Here is a 13096-nt window from a genome sequence, read left to right as displayed (position 1 = left end):
CAATAATGCCGTTACAGCCAGGTAATTTATTTGAGGTACTTAACGCAGCTTTAAGAACTCAATTGATATCTTTACACAAGTGCGTAGTCTGACCCTCATACTGCTGTTTCTTTTGCCCCTTAATTCTATAGGGCAAAGTGATGCCTTGGCCGATACTTACTTTGAAGAAGGAAAGTATGACAAAGCCCTTCGTATCTATCAATCTATTTACGACAAAAATCCGCGCAGGCTGGATATTTTCAAAGCCTTGGTGGCCACCCATCAGCAATTGGAAAACTACCAAGAAGCAGGCGTGCTGCTGGAGAATAGAGCCCAAACGGTTGGGCGCTATCCGCAGCTTTCTGTAGATATTGGTTACAACTACGAACTGCAGGATCGCACCGAGGAAGCCAAAGTATTCTATCAATTGGCCATAGATGAGTTGAATCAACAACCCAATTATGCGCGTTTCATTGGAGATACTTTTGACAGCTACGGTTTATTGGAATGGGCGGTAAAAGCCTATGAACGTGGTATGGAGCTCAATCCCAATGCCGATTTCTTTTTGCAACTCTCGCGCATTTATGGGGAACTGCAGAATTTTGAAAAGATGTTTGAGGCCTATTTAGGTCTGATGGAATCCAAGCCGGGTTACAGCTCGTACACCAAACGCAGTTTGACCCAATTCATTACGGAGGATCCCGCCAATGAGGCCAACGTGATCTTTAGAAAGACCTTGATTAAAAGAATTCAGCAGGACCCTGATCTTCTTTACAATGAACTTTTAAGCTGGTTGTATGTGCAGCAAAAGGAATTCCGCAAATCTTTCAGTCAGGAAAAGGCCATATACAAGCGCAAGGGAGAAACCTTAGAACACATTTCTCAGCTGGCCAGCATCACCGTAGAAGAAGGTGAATATGCCATTGCTCTGGAGATCTTTGAATACATCATTGCCAACAGTAGCATTCTAGAGGAGCAACTCGATGCGGAAGAAAGACGCTTGAAGGTAATTGTCAAGACCGAATTTGACCTCAAAAAAGTCGAGACAGAATTTGACCAAGTCTTTGAAAAATACGGCCTAAGCACTCGCACCTACGCCCTGCAGATCGCTTACAATGATTTCATCGCCTTTAAGAAAAAACAGCCCGACACGGCCATCTTAAACCTCAAAGTGTTGACAGATACAGATCTGAATCGTTTTGAGAAAGCTCGGGTGAAAATGAAACTCGCAGACATTTTGGTCTATACCCAAAAATTCAATCAAGCCCTGATCTATTATTCTCAGATCCAAAAGAAGGTTCAAGGAAATATCTTAGCACAAGAAGCCCGTTTTAAAGTGGCGCGCACCAGTTATTTTAAGGGCGATTTTAAATGGTCTCAAATCCAATTGGATGTATTGAAAAAATCTACCTCTCAGCTTATTGCCAATGACGCCATGGAACTCAGTTTGCTGATCAGTGATAATTCAGTGGAGGATACCACGCAAACAGCGCTGCGCAAATTTGCCAAGGCGGATCTACTCAGCCTGCAAAACAAACCCAATGAAGCCGTTTCTCTGCTCACAGAGATCTTAGAAACACACAAAGGTGAAGCCATTGAAGATGAAGCCCTTTTGCGCCGAGCCAGATTGTATACCGAGCTTGGTGTATTTGAAAAAGCTGAGGCGGATTACAAGACCATCATTGAACTGTACAAAGAAGATATTTTGGCAGATGATGCCTACTTCAATCTCGCCCAACTGTATGAAAAACAGTTGGCCCTCCCAGAACGCGCTCAGGAATTTTACGAGCAAATTGTCTTTAATTTCCCGGATAGTATTTACTTTGTAGATGCACGCAAGCGTTACCGCAGTCTTCGCGGGGACACCATCAATTAAAGTCAAATGGCAAAATCTAAAAAGATAGACTGGCTCAACCACGGTTTAGAGTTCGTGGTTGTTATTGTTGGGATTTTACTGGCTTTCCAGTTGGATTCCTGCCGTCAAGAAAAGCAAAACGATCTACTGGTAGATCAACATATGGAAAACTTGATCTCAGAATGCAGGATCAATCTGGAAATGGTTGACGCAGCTATTGTGAGAGGAGAAAATTCACAGAAAAACCTAGGTAAACTGCTCGGCTTTATCGCTATGGAAAAAGAATGGGATTCCATAAACGCTTTGAGTATGGGGCAGCTGGATTTTGTATCTGTCTATCTTAAACGCAACGCCTATGAATCATTGATTCAATCTGGCGATGTTCGTTTTATTAAGGATTTTGAACTCAAGAACGATATCATCAACCTCTATGAATATTTTCGTTGGACAGACGCCTATGAAGAGATCAATTTAGAGGTCTTTAGCAGCTATTACCTGCCTTACGTCATGAATGAATTTGACCTGTTCCAATTGAGCACTCAATCCCCTGAAACCTATAAAGATCCTCGCTTTAAAAACGCCTTGGGAACCATGAATTTCCAAAGCGCAGCGCGCATGGAAAAATACAAAGAAACTCAGGCCAAAATAAGCGCCTTCTTAGACAAATACGCCACCCCATGATCATCTATAACGTCACTATAAATATTGAAGAATCCATTCACGACACTTGGGTGGATTGGATGAAAAACGAACATATTCCAGACATGCTCGCCACTAAAAAGTTTACCAAAGCCTTAATGACACGAGTCTTGGTGGAGGAAGAAATGGGCGGCATTACTTATTCGGTACAGTACACGGCTCCGAATGCAGATACACTCAAGCGTTACTACGCAGAAGATGCTCCGAGACTAAGAGGAGAAAGCAAGCGCTTTGAAGGCAAATTTGTGGCCTTTAGAACAGAATTAGAAATTGTAAGCGAACAGTAATGGCTTCCCCGGTACGCGCCAAAAAGCATTTGGGCCAACATTTTTTGGTCGACAAGAATATTGCCAGAAAGATCCGTGAGACCCTGTCTTTTGAAGGTTATGAGCAAGTGCTTGAAATTGGCCCTGGTACGGGCGTACTCACGGAGTTTCTCATAGAAACAGGTAAACCCATTACCGCCATGGATGTCGACACCGAATCCATTGAATACCTCAATGCTACTTATCTACAATCCAATCTCACTGTTGTAGAGGCCGATTTTTTAAAGGCCGATCTGCAAGAGCGTTTTGGCGATGTCCAGTTGGGAATCATAGGGAATTTCCCCTACAACATCTCCTCTCAGATCGTTTTTAAAGCCATTGAAGCTAGAGAACAAGTATTGGAATTTGCAGGCATGTTTCAAAAGGAGGTTGCCCAACGCATTTGTCAAGGTCCGGGCAATAAGACTTACGGCATCCTTTCGGTACTTACACAAGCGTTTTTTGAAACGGAATATCTCTTTACCGTGGCTCCCGGGGTATTTAATCCACCTCCCAAAGTGGACAGTGGTGTGATGCGCATGCGTCGCAAGGAAAATTACCAACTACCCTGTGATGAGAGCCTATTCTTTAAAGTGGTCAAAACCGCCTTTAATCAAAGGCGTAATACCTTACGCAACAGCTTAAAATCCTTTGATTTGTCTGATAAGTTGAAAGAAGATGCTATCTTTGAGCTTCGTCCGGAACGCCTTTCGGTTTCCGGGTTTGTCGAACTCACTCAAAAAATAGCGCAAGATGGCCTTGCAGATCACAGGTGAGTTAATCGGCCAGGTTCAACAGCACATCGCGTCAACCGAGGACACCCAGCTCAAAGCTTTAATGGGTGACTACCACTATGCGGACATTGCTGAGATCTTGGATGAGCTCAATCTGGAAGACGCTACTTACCTGCTTCGCCTCTTAGATTCTGAAACTACTTCTGACGCCTTAATGGAGTTGGATGAAGACCTGCGTGAGGATCTTTTGGACAATCTATCTCCGAAGGAAATTGCAGGCGAGTTGGAAGAGATGGACACCGATGATGCGGCCGATGTGGTCGCGGAATTGGATGACGCCATTGTTGAAGAGGTAATCGACAAGATCAAGGATGAGAAACACGCTCAAGAAATTCGCGAGCTACTCACCTATGATGAGAACAGTGCCGGTGGACTCATGGCGAAAGAGCTCGTACGCGTTAAAGATACTTGGACGATTGCTGGCTGCGTGCGAGAAATGCGCAGACAAGCCAAAAACGTGACACGTGTGCATTCCATTTATGTGGTGGACAAAGACGAAAAACTCATTGGCCGCCTGTCCCTAAAAGATCTGCTCACTGCTCCTGAAAAGGCTAAGCTCAGCGACATTTATATTCCTCGTGTGGACTTTGTTTTTGTCGATCGCACCGGAGAAGAAGTGGCCCGAATCATGAATAAATATGACTTGGAAGCCATTCCTGTGGTGGATGAGCATCACAAACTCCTCGGCAGAATTACCATTGATGATATTATAGATTTTATCAAACTGGAAGCGGAGAAAGATTACCAATTAGCAGCAGGTATTACGCAGGAGGTGGAAGCCGATGACTCTATTTTTGAACTCACCAAAGCCCGATTGCCCTGGCTGGTATTAGGCCTTTTTGGTGGTTTAGCATCTGTTTTCATTTTAGAAGATTTTGAAGACCTGATGGCGGATCCTCAAGTCAAGGCCTTGTTTTTCTTTACCCCATTGATCGCGGCTATGGCTGGTAATGTAGGCGTACAATCTAGTGCGATCATCGTACAAGGTTTGGCCAACGATGTGGTTAAAGGAAGCTTGTGGCAGCGATTGCTAAAAGAGGTTGGATTGAGTCTGATCAACGGAATTGCCTTGGGCGGATTGGTCATGCTTTTCGGCGCTATAATGGGATACACGGTCGCCTTTAGTTTGACTATTGCTGTTTCTATGCTTTCCGTAATTATCATTGCTGCACTTATCGGGACCTTTGTTCCCATTATTTTGGACAAGCGCGGCATTGATCCGGCTATTGCAACAGGACCCTTTATCACCACCAGCAACGATATCTTTGGGATCTTTTTATTCTTCTACCTCTCTAAGCTTATACTTCAGTTTTGACCCCACAAGTCTTTACGCAAACCATAACTGTTCGCGAGGAGCATATTGATGTTCGCAACCACGTGAATAATCTGGTTTACCTGCAATGGTGTTTGGATGCTGCGGAAAAGCACTGGACACAAAACGCGACGCCTAAACAGCTTGAAGATTATGTTTGGTTCGTCTTAAAGCAGGAGATCGAATACAAGATGGAAGCCTTACTGGGAGAACAATTATTGATCAAAACATGGGTTGCTAGCAATGCTGGAGTTCGCTCTGAAAGGCGCTATGAAATTTACAATCAGCAAACAGACAAACTACTGGTAAGCGCTAAAACCCTTTGGTGTCTTTTAAAAGCTGACAGCAAGAAACCCACTTTAATTCCAGAGGAAATTTGTAATTTGTTTATCGATGAGTAAACCGATAAATATTCAGGAAAAATTTAGCCGATTCAGCGATCATTGGCATCCGCATCAAATTGCAACTGTAGACAATATGCAAGTGCTTTTGGCTAAGATCACCGGAGAATTCGTTTGGCACGCCCACGAGGAAGAAGACGAACTTTTCTATGTGCAGAAGGGAACGCTTTTAATGCATTTTAGAGATCGGGTAGAAACCGTCAATGAAGGCGAGATCATCGTAGTTCCGAAAGGGGTTGAACATTGCCCAAAAACCCAGGACGGTCAGGAAGTACAGCTGTTGCTATTCGAAAAACTCAGCACCAAACACACTGGAGCCGTGCAGCATGAAAAAACACGTAGCTCCTACCCAAAGATCTAAGCTTTGAAAATCCTCCATCTAGATAAGAATCATCCTTTGCTTACCCAGCAGCTCGAGGCTGCGGGCCATCAGAATACAGAAGGCTATACCCTAACTCGATCAGAAGCCTTAGATATACTTCCTGATTTTGACGGGGTCGTTTTAAGAAGTCGTATCACGGTTGATCAGGAATTCTTGGAAGCAGGTGAACGATTGAAATTCATCGCACGGGTTGGCGCAGGAATGGAAAGCATTGATGCTGCAGTTGCCCATGAAAAGGGAATTCAGCTTTTCTCAGCTCCAGAAGGCAATCGCAATGCGGTGGGTGAACATGCCTTGGGTATGCTGCTTGGGCTGCTGAACAAATTGATCCCTGCGCATCAGCAGATCAAAAAAGGACAGTGGAACCGAGAGGCCAATCGCGGCTTGGAGCTGGATTATCGCACCGTTGGCATCATTGGTTACGGCAATATGGGAAAAGCCTTTGCGCGTAAACTTCGTGGCTTTGAATGCCGTGTGCTCTGTTATGATATTCTAGCTGATGTAGGCGATGAAAATGCCCAACAAGTAGATTTTCAAACCTTGCAAAAGGAAGCTGATGTGATCAGCCTGCACACGCCTTGGACGCCCCTTACGGATAAAATGGTGAATGCAGATTTTATCGATGGTTTTAGCAAACCCTTTTTCCTAATCAATACCGCCCGAGGCAAATCTGTAGTCACTGCGGATTTAGTGAGTGCCTTAAATAGAGGTAAAGTACTCGGAGCAGGATTGGACGTGCTTGAATATGAAAAGAGCTCTTTTGAGTCTTTATTTGAAGCCGACAAGATGCCTAAAGCACTGGCAGAACTTCTGGACATGGATCAGGTGATCTTGAGCCCTCATATTGCCGGCTGGACAGTAGAGAGTTTGGAAAAGCTGGCCCAAACCATAGTAGACAAGATTACCAACGCCTTTGATAACTAAGAATTATGAAGCGAATCATTCTGGTCTTTGGCGCGATTGTGATTTTGCTCATGCTGCTTTTTGAAACCAGCAAACGCATTTGGCTGAGCAGTGATTTTCAGGCCGAATGGATCTTAGCAGTTCTCGCCTTGGTGTTTTTTGGAATAGGGATTTGGGTTTACCGATATTCTAAAGCAAAACCCAAAGAAGCTCAAACTTGGACCCAAGATTTGGTCATGATTGATACGCTCGGAATCTCCAAAAGAGAGTTAGAAGTCTTGGAAGCGCTAGCGGATGGTCTTTCCAATAAAGAGATCGGAGAGCAGTTGTTTGTTTCAGAAAGCACCGTAAAAACCCACGTCTCAAATCTTTTAGTAAAGCTAGACGCAAAACGCCGAACTGAAGCGCTCAAGCGGGCTCAGGAACTACAAATCGTACCAAAGTAGGAGTCCGAAAATTCCATAAAAATTGAATTTGGTACTTTAGTATGAGCCGTCTGCAACTGCGGCAACATACTTTTGAACTGTGCTTCTAAGTAGAGAAGTTCAAGTTCAAGTTTAAAATCAACTAACATGAAATCAACTATCATCAAGTACGGAATCAGATCTTTAATTGCAGGCCTGGTTCTCTTTGGAATTACCCTTTTACTGTCCTTGCAGTGGGAAATCGGCAACAGTGAAATTTTGGGTTATGCCGGAATCATCATTGCACTTTCTATGATCTATTTTGGAATCAAAGCCTATAGGGATCGTGTGAATGGCGGTGCAGTAAGTTTTGGAAATGCCCTTTTAGTCGGATTGGGAATAAGCGCCATGGGGTCTTTGGGAATCGCTATTGCTGATATGATCTAAACCGGGATCATTGATCCAGATTGGGCGGTAAATTACGCCGAAGAAATGAAAGCCCAAGGCGTGGAAGCAGAAGTATACAGCACACCGATGTTAGGCCTACTGATGTTCTTTATAGCCATGTTTGTAGGTATGATCATTACTTTGATCTCTGCCCTAATCCTTAAACGCAAAGCATAAGATGGAAAAACGAGTAACCGGATTGGGCGGATTCTTCTTTAAGACCAGAGATCCAAAAGCAGTTAAAGATTGGTACAAGCAGCATTTAGGTTTAAACACCGATGACTGCGGATGCACTTTTTGGTGGAAGGACGCCGAGGGAAACGATTGTAGCACGCAATGGAGTCCTTTCAAAGAAGACACTGAATACTTCAAGCCCAGCGAAAAACAATTCATGATGAATTTTCGAGTAGCCGATTTGGAAGGTTTGCTTAAGACCTTAAAAGAAGAAGGCGTCACTGTAGTTGGTGAGATGGAAACCTATGATTACGGCAAGTTTGGGTGGATCCTTGACAATGAAGGCAACAAGATTGAATTGTGGGAACCTATTGACAGTGCCTTTTTATAAAATTGCTACTTTTAGGTAAAACTTCAAGCAGCCATGAGCGAATCAGGTAAAAACAAAACAGACGATATCTTTGACGGCTTTGAGAACGCGACAGAAAAGGCGCGCGAAGCAGCCTCTAAGGCAGGTGATGCTGCAGAAGAAGCAGCCAGAAATATCAAAGAAAGTTGGAACGAACTGCGCGAATCAAAGGACAACAAGCGGGTTTTAGCTGGTGTATTAGCCATCGTCATTGGTGGATTTGGACTGCACAAATTTGTTTTGGGATACAACAAAGAGGGAATCATGCTATTAGTAGGCACCCTGATTCTGGGTGTAATTACCTTTGGTTTGTTTGCCTGGGCCATTTGGGTAGTGACCTTAGTAGAAGGGATTATTTACCTCACTAAATCAGACGCAGAGTTTTACCATACGTATCAAGAGAATAAGCGACCTTGGTTCTAAAAACATTAAAAGCCTTTTTAACGAAAGGCTTTGTTTTTATATTATATTATCGTAATATTGCAATATAACATTATGGGAGTATCTAAAAGACATATACATTCAGTAAAGGCCAATCAACTCGCAGACCTCGCAAAAGTGATCTCGCATCCTGCTCGGATTTCGATCCTCAATTATATCGGAGATTGTGAAGGCTGCCTTTGCAAAGACATTGCAGAAAAGATCAGGCTTTCTCAGCCTACCACTTCTCAGCATTTACAGGTAATTAAAAAATCTGGCTTACTCAAAAGTCGCTTTGAGGGGAAGAGCCAATATTACACCATCAACAAATCCAGACTTACATTGCTTAAAGAACTCTTCCAGGATTTCTTTGAGTCTACAGAAGCTAAATGTTGTTAAAACCACAACTCATGAACACACAAGAATTATTCAACCTGCTCGACCAACAAAAAAACGCAGCTCTACTCTTTGAATACAGCCCAGGGCAGCTCGTTGGAGCGAACTATCATATTACAGAAGTAAAGCATGTTGTCATTGACTCCGTAGACTGTGGAGCCCGTGCCGATGGCTGGAACGAAACGGTGATCCAACTTTGGGAGAGTCCTGAAGAACTGGGTAAAACCGAATATATGACCGCCTTCAAAGCATTAGGGATCCTAAAAAAGGTTGGGCAAATGCGCGCCTATGATAGGAACTCCGTGGTTCGCTTTGAATATGGAAACTCGGTATTTCACACGGCACAACTTTTTGTTAACGATTACGAAATAAGAGGCAATCAGATCTTGCTTAAGTTAGCGGTAGCTCCTACAGACTGTAAGGCCAAAGATATTTGCGGTGTGCCTGAGCCAGCCATGGCAGAAGCCACTAACAGCTGCAGTCCTGGGAGCGGATGTTGCTAAATAATGGAAATTAAACAACTCAAGAAGAAGCATTTTAAAGAAGTCGCACAGATATACAGTGACGGCTTAGACACGGGTATTGCCACTTTTGAGACTGAGGTCCCAGATTGGAAAACTTGGAAGAAGAAGTTTATGAAGCCCTGTCGCTTTGTAGCTTTAAAGGATGACCGAGTTGTTGGGTGGTGCGCCCTGAGTCCAGCCTCTAAACGCGAGGTTTACAAAGGCGTTGCAGAAAGCACTGTTTACATTGCCTCTGAATTCCGCGGACAAGGCATTGGACGCAAACTACTCAAACACCTCATTATAGCAAGCAAGGCTGCTGGGTTCTGGACGCTCCAAGCAGGAATCTTTGCAGAGAACAAACACAGTATTTATTTGCACGAACAATGCGGATTTCGCATCGTTGGAGTCCGCAAGCGCATTGCCAAGCGAGACGGTAAATGGTACGACAACGTATTAATGGAACACAGAAACAACATAACATAGCCCAAATGAAAAATATCTTGGTTTTATGCACCGGTAACAGTTGCAGATCACAAATGGCCCACGGATTTTTAAACCAACAACTCGGTGACCAAGCAGCCATATATAGCGCTGGAATTGAAACTCATGGCCTCAATCCAGGAGCGGTTGCAACTATGCAACGCGCTGGTTTAGATATTACAAGCCACACCTCAAATCACGTAGATGAGTATGCAGGAATTGACTGGGATTTCATCATTACGGTGTGTGATCACGCCTATGAGAATTGCCCCTTTATCCCTGCTCCAAATGCTCAGCGTTTGCATCACAACTTTTACGATCCATCTAAGTTTGAAGGCTCTGAGAAGGATACTCGGGCTGCTTTTGACAAAGCTCGTGATGAGATTAAAGCTTACGTAACAGACTTCGCCTCAACACACTTTTAAAACTTAGCCTTATCTTCATAGGGTGAAGCGTGTTTTTATTTTATGGATCAGTGTATTGCTGATAGGATGCAGTGAACAGCCTAAAAAACAATCTGCTCCTACCGTATCCGTACCTACCGTAAATCGGACTTCCCTAATTGTACTGGGAAATTTGCAAGATGCCGGTGCTCCTCAACTAGGATGTCAAAAATCCTGCTGCGCCCATAAAATAGGCAATCCCAACCCCTTAGACGCTGTGGTTTCCTTAGGCTTGGTAGATTCAAACACACAGAAAAACTACCTCTTTGAAGCCACTCCAGACATTAGCAAACAATTGGCTTGGTTGCAAAAAGCCAATCCCGGTAGCGACCCTATTCCAGCAGGGATCTTTTTGACTCATGCGCATATTGGCCATTATTCGGGTTTAATGCATTTGGGCAAGGAAGCTGCTTCGACAAAATCAGTTCCTGTTTACGCCATGCCTCGAATGGATGAATTCCTCAGAGCTAATGCTCCTTGGAGTGCGTTGAGTGAAAATAACAATATAAGCTTGCAACAGATGGATTCTACTGAGGTGAATCTATCGGGCGAACTGCGAGTGACCCCTATTTTGGTTCCACACCGCGATGAATATTCAGAAACGGTGGGCTATCATATCGTTGGACCCAATAAATCTGCGCTTTTCATACCAGACATTGACAAATGGGCGATTTGGAAAGAATCAATAATCGATTGGATTGGAAAAGTCGATTATGCCTTTTTGGACGCTACCTTTTATAGTGGAGATGAACTCGGTGGACGCGATATGTCACAGATTCCGCATCCGTCCATTGAGGAGAGCATGGCGCTTTTTGATTCTTTGACATATGAGCTGAAATCACGCGTGTATTTTATTCACTTTAACCACACCAATCCAGCGCTCGACCCTTCATCCGAAGCAACAAAAACAATACTTAATAAGGGATATCATATTGCGCAACCTTTGGAGGTTTTTGCGCTCTAGGCGATCTATTCCTCCTCATATCGGAGGCTGTACTTCTTCTCCAGTTCTGCTTGAAACTCTTCCATAACTGGTTTTACGGTACTCTCAGGCAAGTCTGCAATTCTGATATACATCAAACCGTCAACCGCGTTATTAAACAAAGGATCCACATTAAAGGCAACCACCTTGGCGTTTTGCTTGATGTACTTTTTAATAAGCACCGGCAAACGCAGACTTCCCGGCTCCACCTCGTCAATGAGCTTGTCAAACTTGTTCAGATCAGCCTCGGTCTCATCAAAAATAAAGTCCTTATCGGCATCCTTAAGTTTTACCTTGTACTCCTTTTTTGGATTGATATACTGGGCTACGTAAGGATCGTAATAGTTTGACTTCATAAACTCGATCATCAAAGACTTAGAGAAGTCTGAGAACTTATTACTGATACTCACCCCACCGATCAAGTAGCGATGCTCTGGGAAGCGCAGCGTAGTGTGCACAATTCCCTTCCACAGCAAAAAGAGCGGCATCGGTTTTTGTTGGTATTCCTTAATGATGAAGGCGCGGCCCATTTCTATGGATTTGCTCATCATGGGGTAAAGTTCCGGTTCAAATCTGAAGAGATCCTGCAAGTAGAATCCGTCAATTCCATACTCCGCAAAGATCTTAGAACCTAGTCCCATGCGGTAAGCACCAACCAACTTGTTTTTATCGCTATCCCAAAGGAACATATGGTGGTAATAGCTGTCAAATTTATCCAGGTCTGTAGAGTTGTTGGTCCCCTCCCCGATCTCTCTAAAAGTGATCTCACGCAATCGCCCGATCTCCTGCAAAATGTTCGGAATCCGTGCGGCAGGTGCTAAGAAAACCTCGTAATTTTTACTTTGCAGCAGGCGTTTATCATCTGCTGTTAGCACTTCCACTTCCTTGAGCATGGCTTCTGTAGAAGCCGGCCCGGCAATCTTCTTGGGAGCCTTAGGGATCTTTAAGGTCTTTGGAATACTCTCAATGAGGGTTTTCTTTTCAAAAGGATTGGCCAGCACGTATGTTTTTCTACGGAGGAATTCCGTGAAATTCTCCAAGGTCTCGTGTTCTTGCTGATCTTTAACTGAGATCGGATTTCCGATTCGCACTTTGATCAGCCGCTCTTTTTGAGTCAATAATTCTGAAGGAAGCTTAGCCGTGCGCAAAGTATCACTCATCTTGGCCAAACGGTAGAAGAGTTTACTGTTTTTAGCGTGGAAGTAGATCGGCACCACAGGCACCTCGGCCTTTTTGATGAGCTTCATCGCAGCGACTTCCCAAGGCTTGTCAACCATAAGCTTATCATCCTTGTAGGTAGAGACTTCTCCTGCGGGGAAAATACCTAATGGATGACCGTCGCGCAGATGACCAATGGCGTTTTTAAAACCGGTAACGCTGGATTTGATGTCTTTTCTGTCCTCAAAAGGATTCACCGGCATCACATAAGGTTTCAAAGGCTCAATTCTGTGTAAAAGGAAATTCGCAATGATCTTAAAATCGGGACGATCTTGCAAGAGCAGTTTGAGCAATAGAATGCCGTCAATTCCTCCTAACGGGTGATTAGAAATAGTTATAAAAGGCCCGTTCTTTGGGATACGTTTTAAATCTTCTTCTGGAATCTCAAATTTGATCTCAAACTCATCCAGTAGCGAAGTGACAAATTCCAGATCATTGAGGTGCTTGTGTTTATCGTAGATTTTATTGAGCGTATCGATCTTTAGGATCTTCATGAGGGTCCACCCCATAAAAGTCCCAAGAATACCGAATTTTTTGAGCCCAACGGCCGTGGCTACCTCTTTTGCGTTAACTAATCCCATGGCAGT

19 protein-coding genes are annotated in these 13096 nt (G+C 43.8%); 18 read left to right on the top strand and 1 reads right to left on the bottom strand.

Annotated features, from left to right (window positions below; all coding sequences use genetic code 11):
* Positions 1-79 precede the first annotated feature (79 nt).
* The 18 genes from HRT75_RS05150 (at position 80) to HRT75_RS05065 (ending at position 11273) form a co-directional block, all read left to right on the top strand.
* The gene (locus tag HRT75_RS05150; protein ID WP_291183366.1) at positions 80-1855 is read left to right on the top strand and encodes a tetratricopeptide repeat protein; all 1776 of its coding nucleotides are present in this window, start codon (positions 80-82) and stop codon (positions 1853-1855) included.
* Positions 1856-1861: 6 nt separating this feature from the next.
* Entirely contained in the window at positions 1862-2515 is a 654-nt protein-coding gene (locus HRT75_RS05145) for a hypothetical protein (RefSeq protein WP_291183363.1), read from the top strand.
* Entirely contained in the window at positions 2512-2820 is a 309-nt protein-coding gene (locus tag HRT75_RS05140) for a DUF4286 family protein (RefSeq protein WP_272830507.1), read from the top strand. The genes HRT75_RS05145 and HRT75_RS05140 overlap by 4 nt, the downstream gene beginning before the upstream one ends.
* On the top strand, positions 2820-3614 hold the full coding sequence (rsmA, locus tag HRT75_RS05135; RefSeq protein WP_291183358.1) for a 16S rRNA (adenine(1518)-N(6)/adenine(1519)-N(6))-dimethyltransferase RsmA: 795 nt from the start codon (positions 2820-2822) through the stop codon (positions 3612-3614). Before HRT75_RS05140 ends, rsmA begins: the two co-directional genes overlap by 1 nt.
* Positions 3592-4947 (top strand): magnesium transporter, encoded by a 1356-nt coding sequence (mgtE, locus tag HRT75_RS05130; protein WP_291183356.1) that lies wholly within the window; start codon positions 3592-3594, stop codon positions 4945-4947. Before rsmA ends, mgtE begins: the two co-directional genes overlap by 23 nt.
* Complete coding sequence (locus tag HRT75_RS05125; RefSeq protein WP_291183354.1) at positions 4944-5345, top strand: thioesterase family protein; 402 nt, start codon at positions 4944-4946, stop codon at positions 5343-5345. Before mgtE ends, HRT75_RS05125 begins: the two co-directional genes overlap by 4 nt.
* The gene (locus HRT75_RS05120) at positions 5338-5706 is read left to right on the top strand and encodes a cupin domain-containing protein (protein ID WP_291183353.1); all 369 of its coding nucleotides are present in this window, start codon (positions 5338-5340) and stop codon (positions 5704-5706) included. The genes HRT75_RS05125 and HRT75_RS05120 overlap by 8 nt, the downstream gene beginning before the upstream one ends.
* 3 nt (positions 5707-5709) lie before the next feature.
* The gene (locus tag HRT75_RS05115; protein WP_291183351.1) at positions 5710-6651 is read left to right on the top strand and encodes a 2-hydroxyacid dehydrogenase; all 942 of its coding nucleotides are present in this window, start codon (positions 5710-5712) and stop codon (positions 6649-6651) included.
* Between the two features lie 5 nt (positions 6652-6656).
* The gene (locus HRT75_RS05110; protein WP_291183349.1) at positions 6657-7076 is read left to right on the top strand and encodes a response regulator transcription factor; all 420 of its coding nucleotides are present in this window, start codon (positions 6657-6659) and stop codon (positions 7074-7076) included.
* 126 nt (positions 7077-7202) lie between these two features.
* Positions 7203-7481, top strand: a complete 279-nt coding sequence (locus HRT75_RS05105) for a DUF4199 domain-containing protein (RefSeq protein WP_291183347.1) — start codon at positions 7203-7205, stop codon at positions 7479-7481.
* A gap of 45 nt (positions 7482-7526) precedes the next feature.
* The gene (locus HRT75_RS05100) at positions 7527-7658 is read left to right on the top strand and encodes a hypothetical protein (RefSeq protein WP_291183345.1); all 132 of its coding nucleotides are present in this window, start codon (positions 7527-7529) and stop codon (positions 7656-7658) included.
* 1 nt (position 7659) lies between these two features.
* Positions 7660-8046, top strand: coding sequence for a VOC family protein (locus HRT75_RS05095; protein ID WP_291183344.1), 387 nt, complete (start codon positions 7660-7662; stop codon positions 8044-8046).
* Between the two features lie 33 nt (positions 8047-8079).
* A complete protein-coding gene (locus HRT75_RS05090; RefSeq protein ID WP_291183342.1) occupies positions 8080-8487 on the top strand; it encodes a TM2 domain-containing protein in 408 nt (135 codons plus the stop codon).
* 72 nt (positions 8488-8559) lie between these two features.
* On the top strand, positions 8560-8883 hold the full coding sequence (locus tag HRT75_RS05085) for a metalloregulator ArsR/SmtB family transcription factor (protein ID WP_272830519.1): 324 nt from the start codon (positions 8560-8562) through the stop codon (positions 8881-8883).
* A gap of 11 nt (positions 8884-8894) precedes the next feature.
* Positions 8895-9383, top strand: coding sequence for a DUF6428 family protein (locus HRT75_RS05080; protein ID WP_291183338.1), 489 nt, complete (start codon positions 8895-8897; stop codon positions 9381-9383).
* Between the two features lie 3 nt (positions 9384-9386).
* Positions 9387-9869 carry a GNAT family N-acetyltransferase gene (locus HRT75_RS05075; protein ID WP_291183336.1) on the top strand — a complete coding sequence of 161 codons (483 nt, stop codon included), beginning with the start codon at positions 9387-9389 and terminating at the stop codon, positions 9867-9869.
* A 5-nt stretch (positions 9870-9874) separates the two neighbouring features.
* Positions 9875-10291, top strand: a complete 417-nt coding sequence (locus HRT75_RS05070; protein ID WP_291183335.1) for an arsenate reductase ArsC — start codon at positions 9875-9877, stop codon at positions 10289-10291.
* A gap of 22 nt (positions 10292-10313) precedes the next feature.
* A complete protein-coding gene (locus HRT75_RS05065) occupies positions 10314-11273 on the top strand; it encodes an MBL fold metallo-hydrolase (protein WP_291183333.1) in 960 nt (319 codons plus the stop codon).
* A gap of 5 nt (positions 11274-11278) precedes the next feature.
* Here the strand turns inward: HRT75_RS05065 and HRT75_RS05060 are convergent, their stop codons facing one another.
* Positions 11279-13090, bottom strand: a complete 1812-nt coding sequence (locus tag HRT75_RS05060; RefSeq protein ID WP_291183331.1) for a lysophospholipid acyltransferase family protein — start codon at positions 13088-13090, stop codon at positions 11279-11281.
* Positions 13091-13096: the final 6 nt, after the last annotated feature.

The organism is Gilvibacter sp. (assembly GCF_013214815.1).
Lineage (GTDB): Bacteria > Bacteroidota > Bacteroidia > Flavobacteriales > Flavobacteriaceae > Gilvibacter.
This window is presented reverse-complemented; position numbering and strand designations above follow the sequence as displayed.

Coding starts and splice junctions, on each gene's coding strand:
- HRT75_RS05140 (WP_272830507.1), top strand. CDS start 2,512: ATGATCATCTATAACGTCACTATAAATATTGAAGAATCCATTCACGAC.
- HRT75_RS05085 (WP_272830519.1), top strand. CDS start 8,560: ATGGGAGTATCTAAAAGACATATACATTCAGTAAAGGCCAATCAACTC.
- HRT75_RS05095 (WP_291183344.1), top strand. CDS start 7,660: ATGGAAAAACGAGTAACCGGATTGGGCGGATTCTTCTTTAAGACCAGA.
- mgtE (WP_291183356.1), top strand. CDS start 3,592: ATGGCCTTGCAGATCACAGGTGAGTTAATCGGCCAGGTTCAACAGCAC.
- HRT75_RS05105 (WP_291183347.1), top strand. CDS start 7,203: ATGAAATCAACTATCATCAAGTACGGAATCAGATCTTTAATTGCAGGC.
- HRT75_RS05080 (WP_291183338.1), top strand. CDS start 8,895: ATGAACACACAAGAATTATTCAACCTGCTCGACCAACAAAAAAACGCA.
- HRT75_RS05100 (WP_291183345.1), top strand. CDS start 7,527: ATGAAAGCCCAAGGCGTGGAAGCAGAAGTATACAGCACACCGATGTTA.
- HRT75_RS05060 (WP_291183331.1), bottom strand. CDS start 13,090: ATGGGATTAGTTAACGCAAAAGAGGTAGCCACGGCCGTTGGGCTCAAA.
- rsmA (WP_291183358.1), top strand. CDS start 2,820: ATGGCTTCCCCGGTACGCGCCAAAAAGCATTTGGGCCAACATTTTTTG.
- HRT75_RS05090 (WP_291183342.1), top strand. CDS start 8,080: ATGAGCGAATCAGGTAAAAACAAAACAGACGATATCTTTGACGGCTTT.
- HRT75_RS05110 (WP_291183349.1), top strand. CDS start 6,657: ATGAAGCGAATCATTCTGGTCTTTGGCGCGATTGTGATTTTGCTCATG.
- HRT75_RS05120 (WP_291183353.1), top strand. CDS start 5,338: ATGAGTAAACCGATAAATATTCAGGAAAAATTTAGCCGATTCAGCGAT.
- HRT75_RS05145 (WP_291183363.1), top strand. CDS start 1,862: ATGGCAAAATCTAAAAAGATAGACTGGCTCAACCACGGTTTAGAGTTC.
- HRT75_RS05075 (WP_291183336.1), top strand. CDS start 9,387: ATGGAAATTAAACAACTCAAGAAGAAGCATTTTAAAGAAGTCGCACAG.
- HRT75_RS05070 (WP_291183335.1), top strand. CDS start 9,875: ATGAAAAATATCTTGGTTTTATGCACCGGTAACAGTTGCAGATCACAA.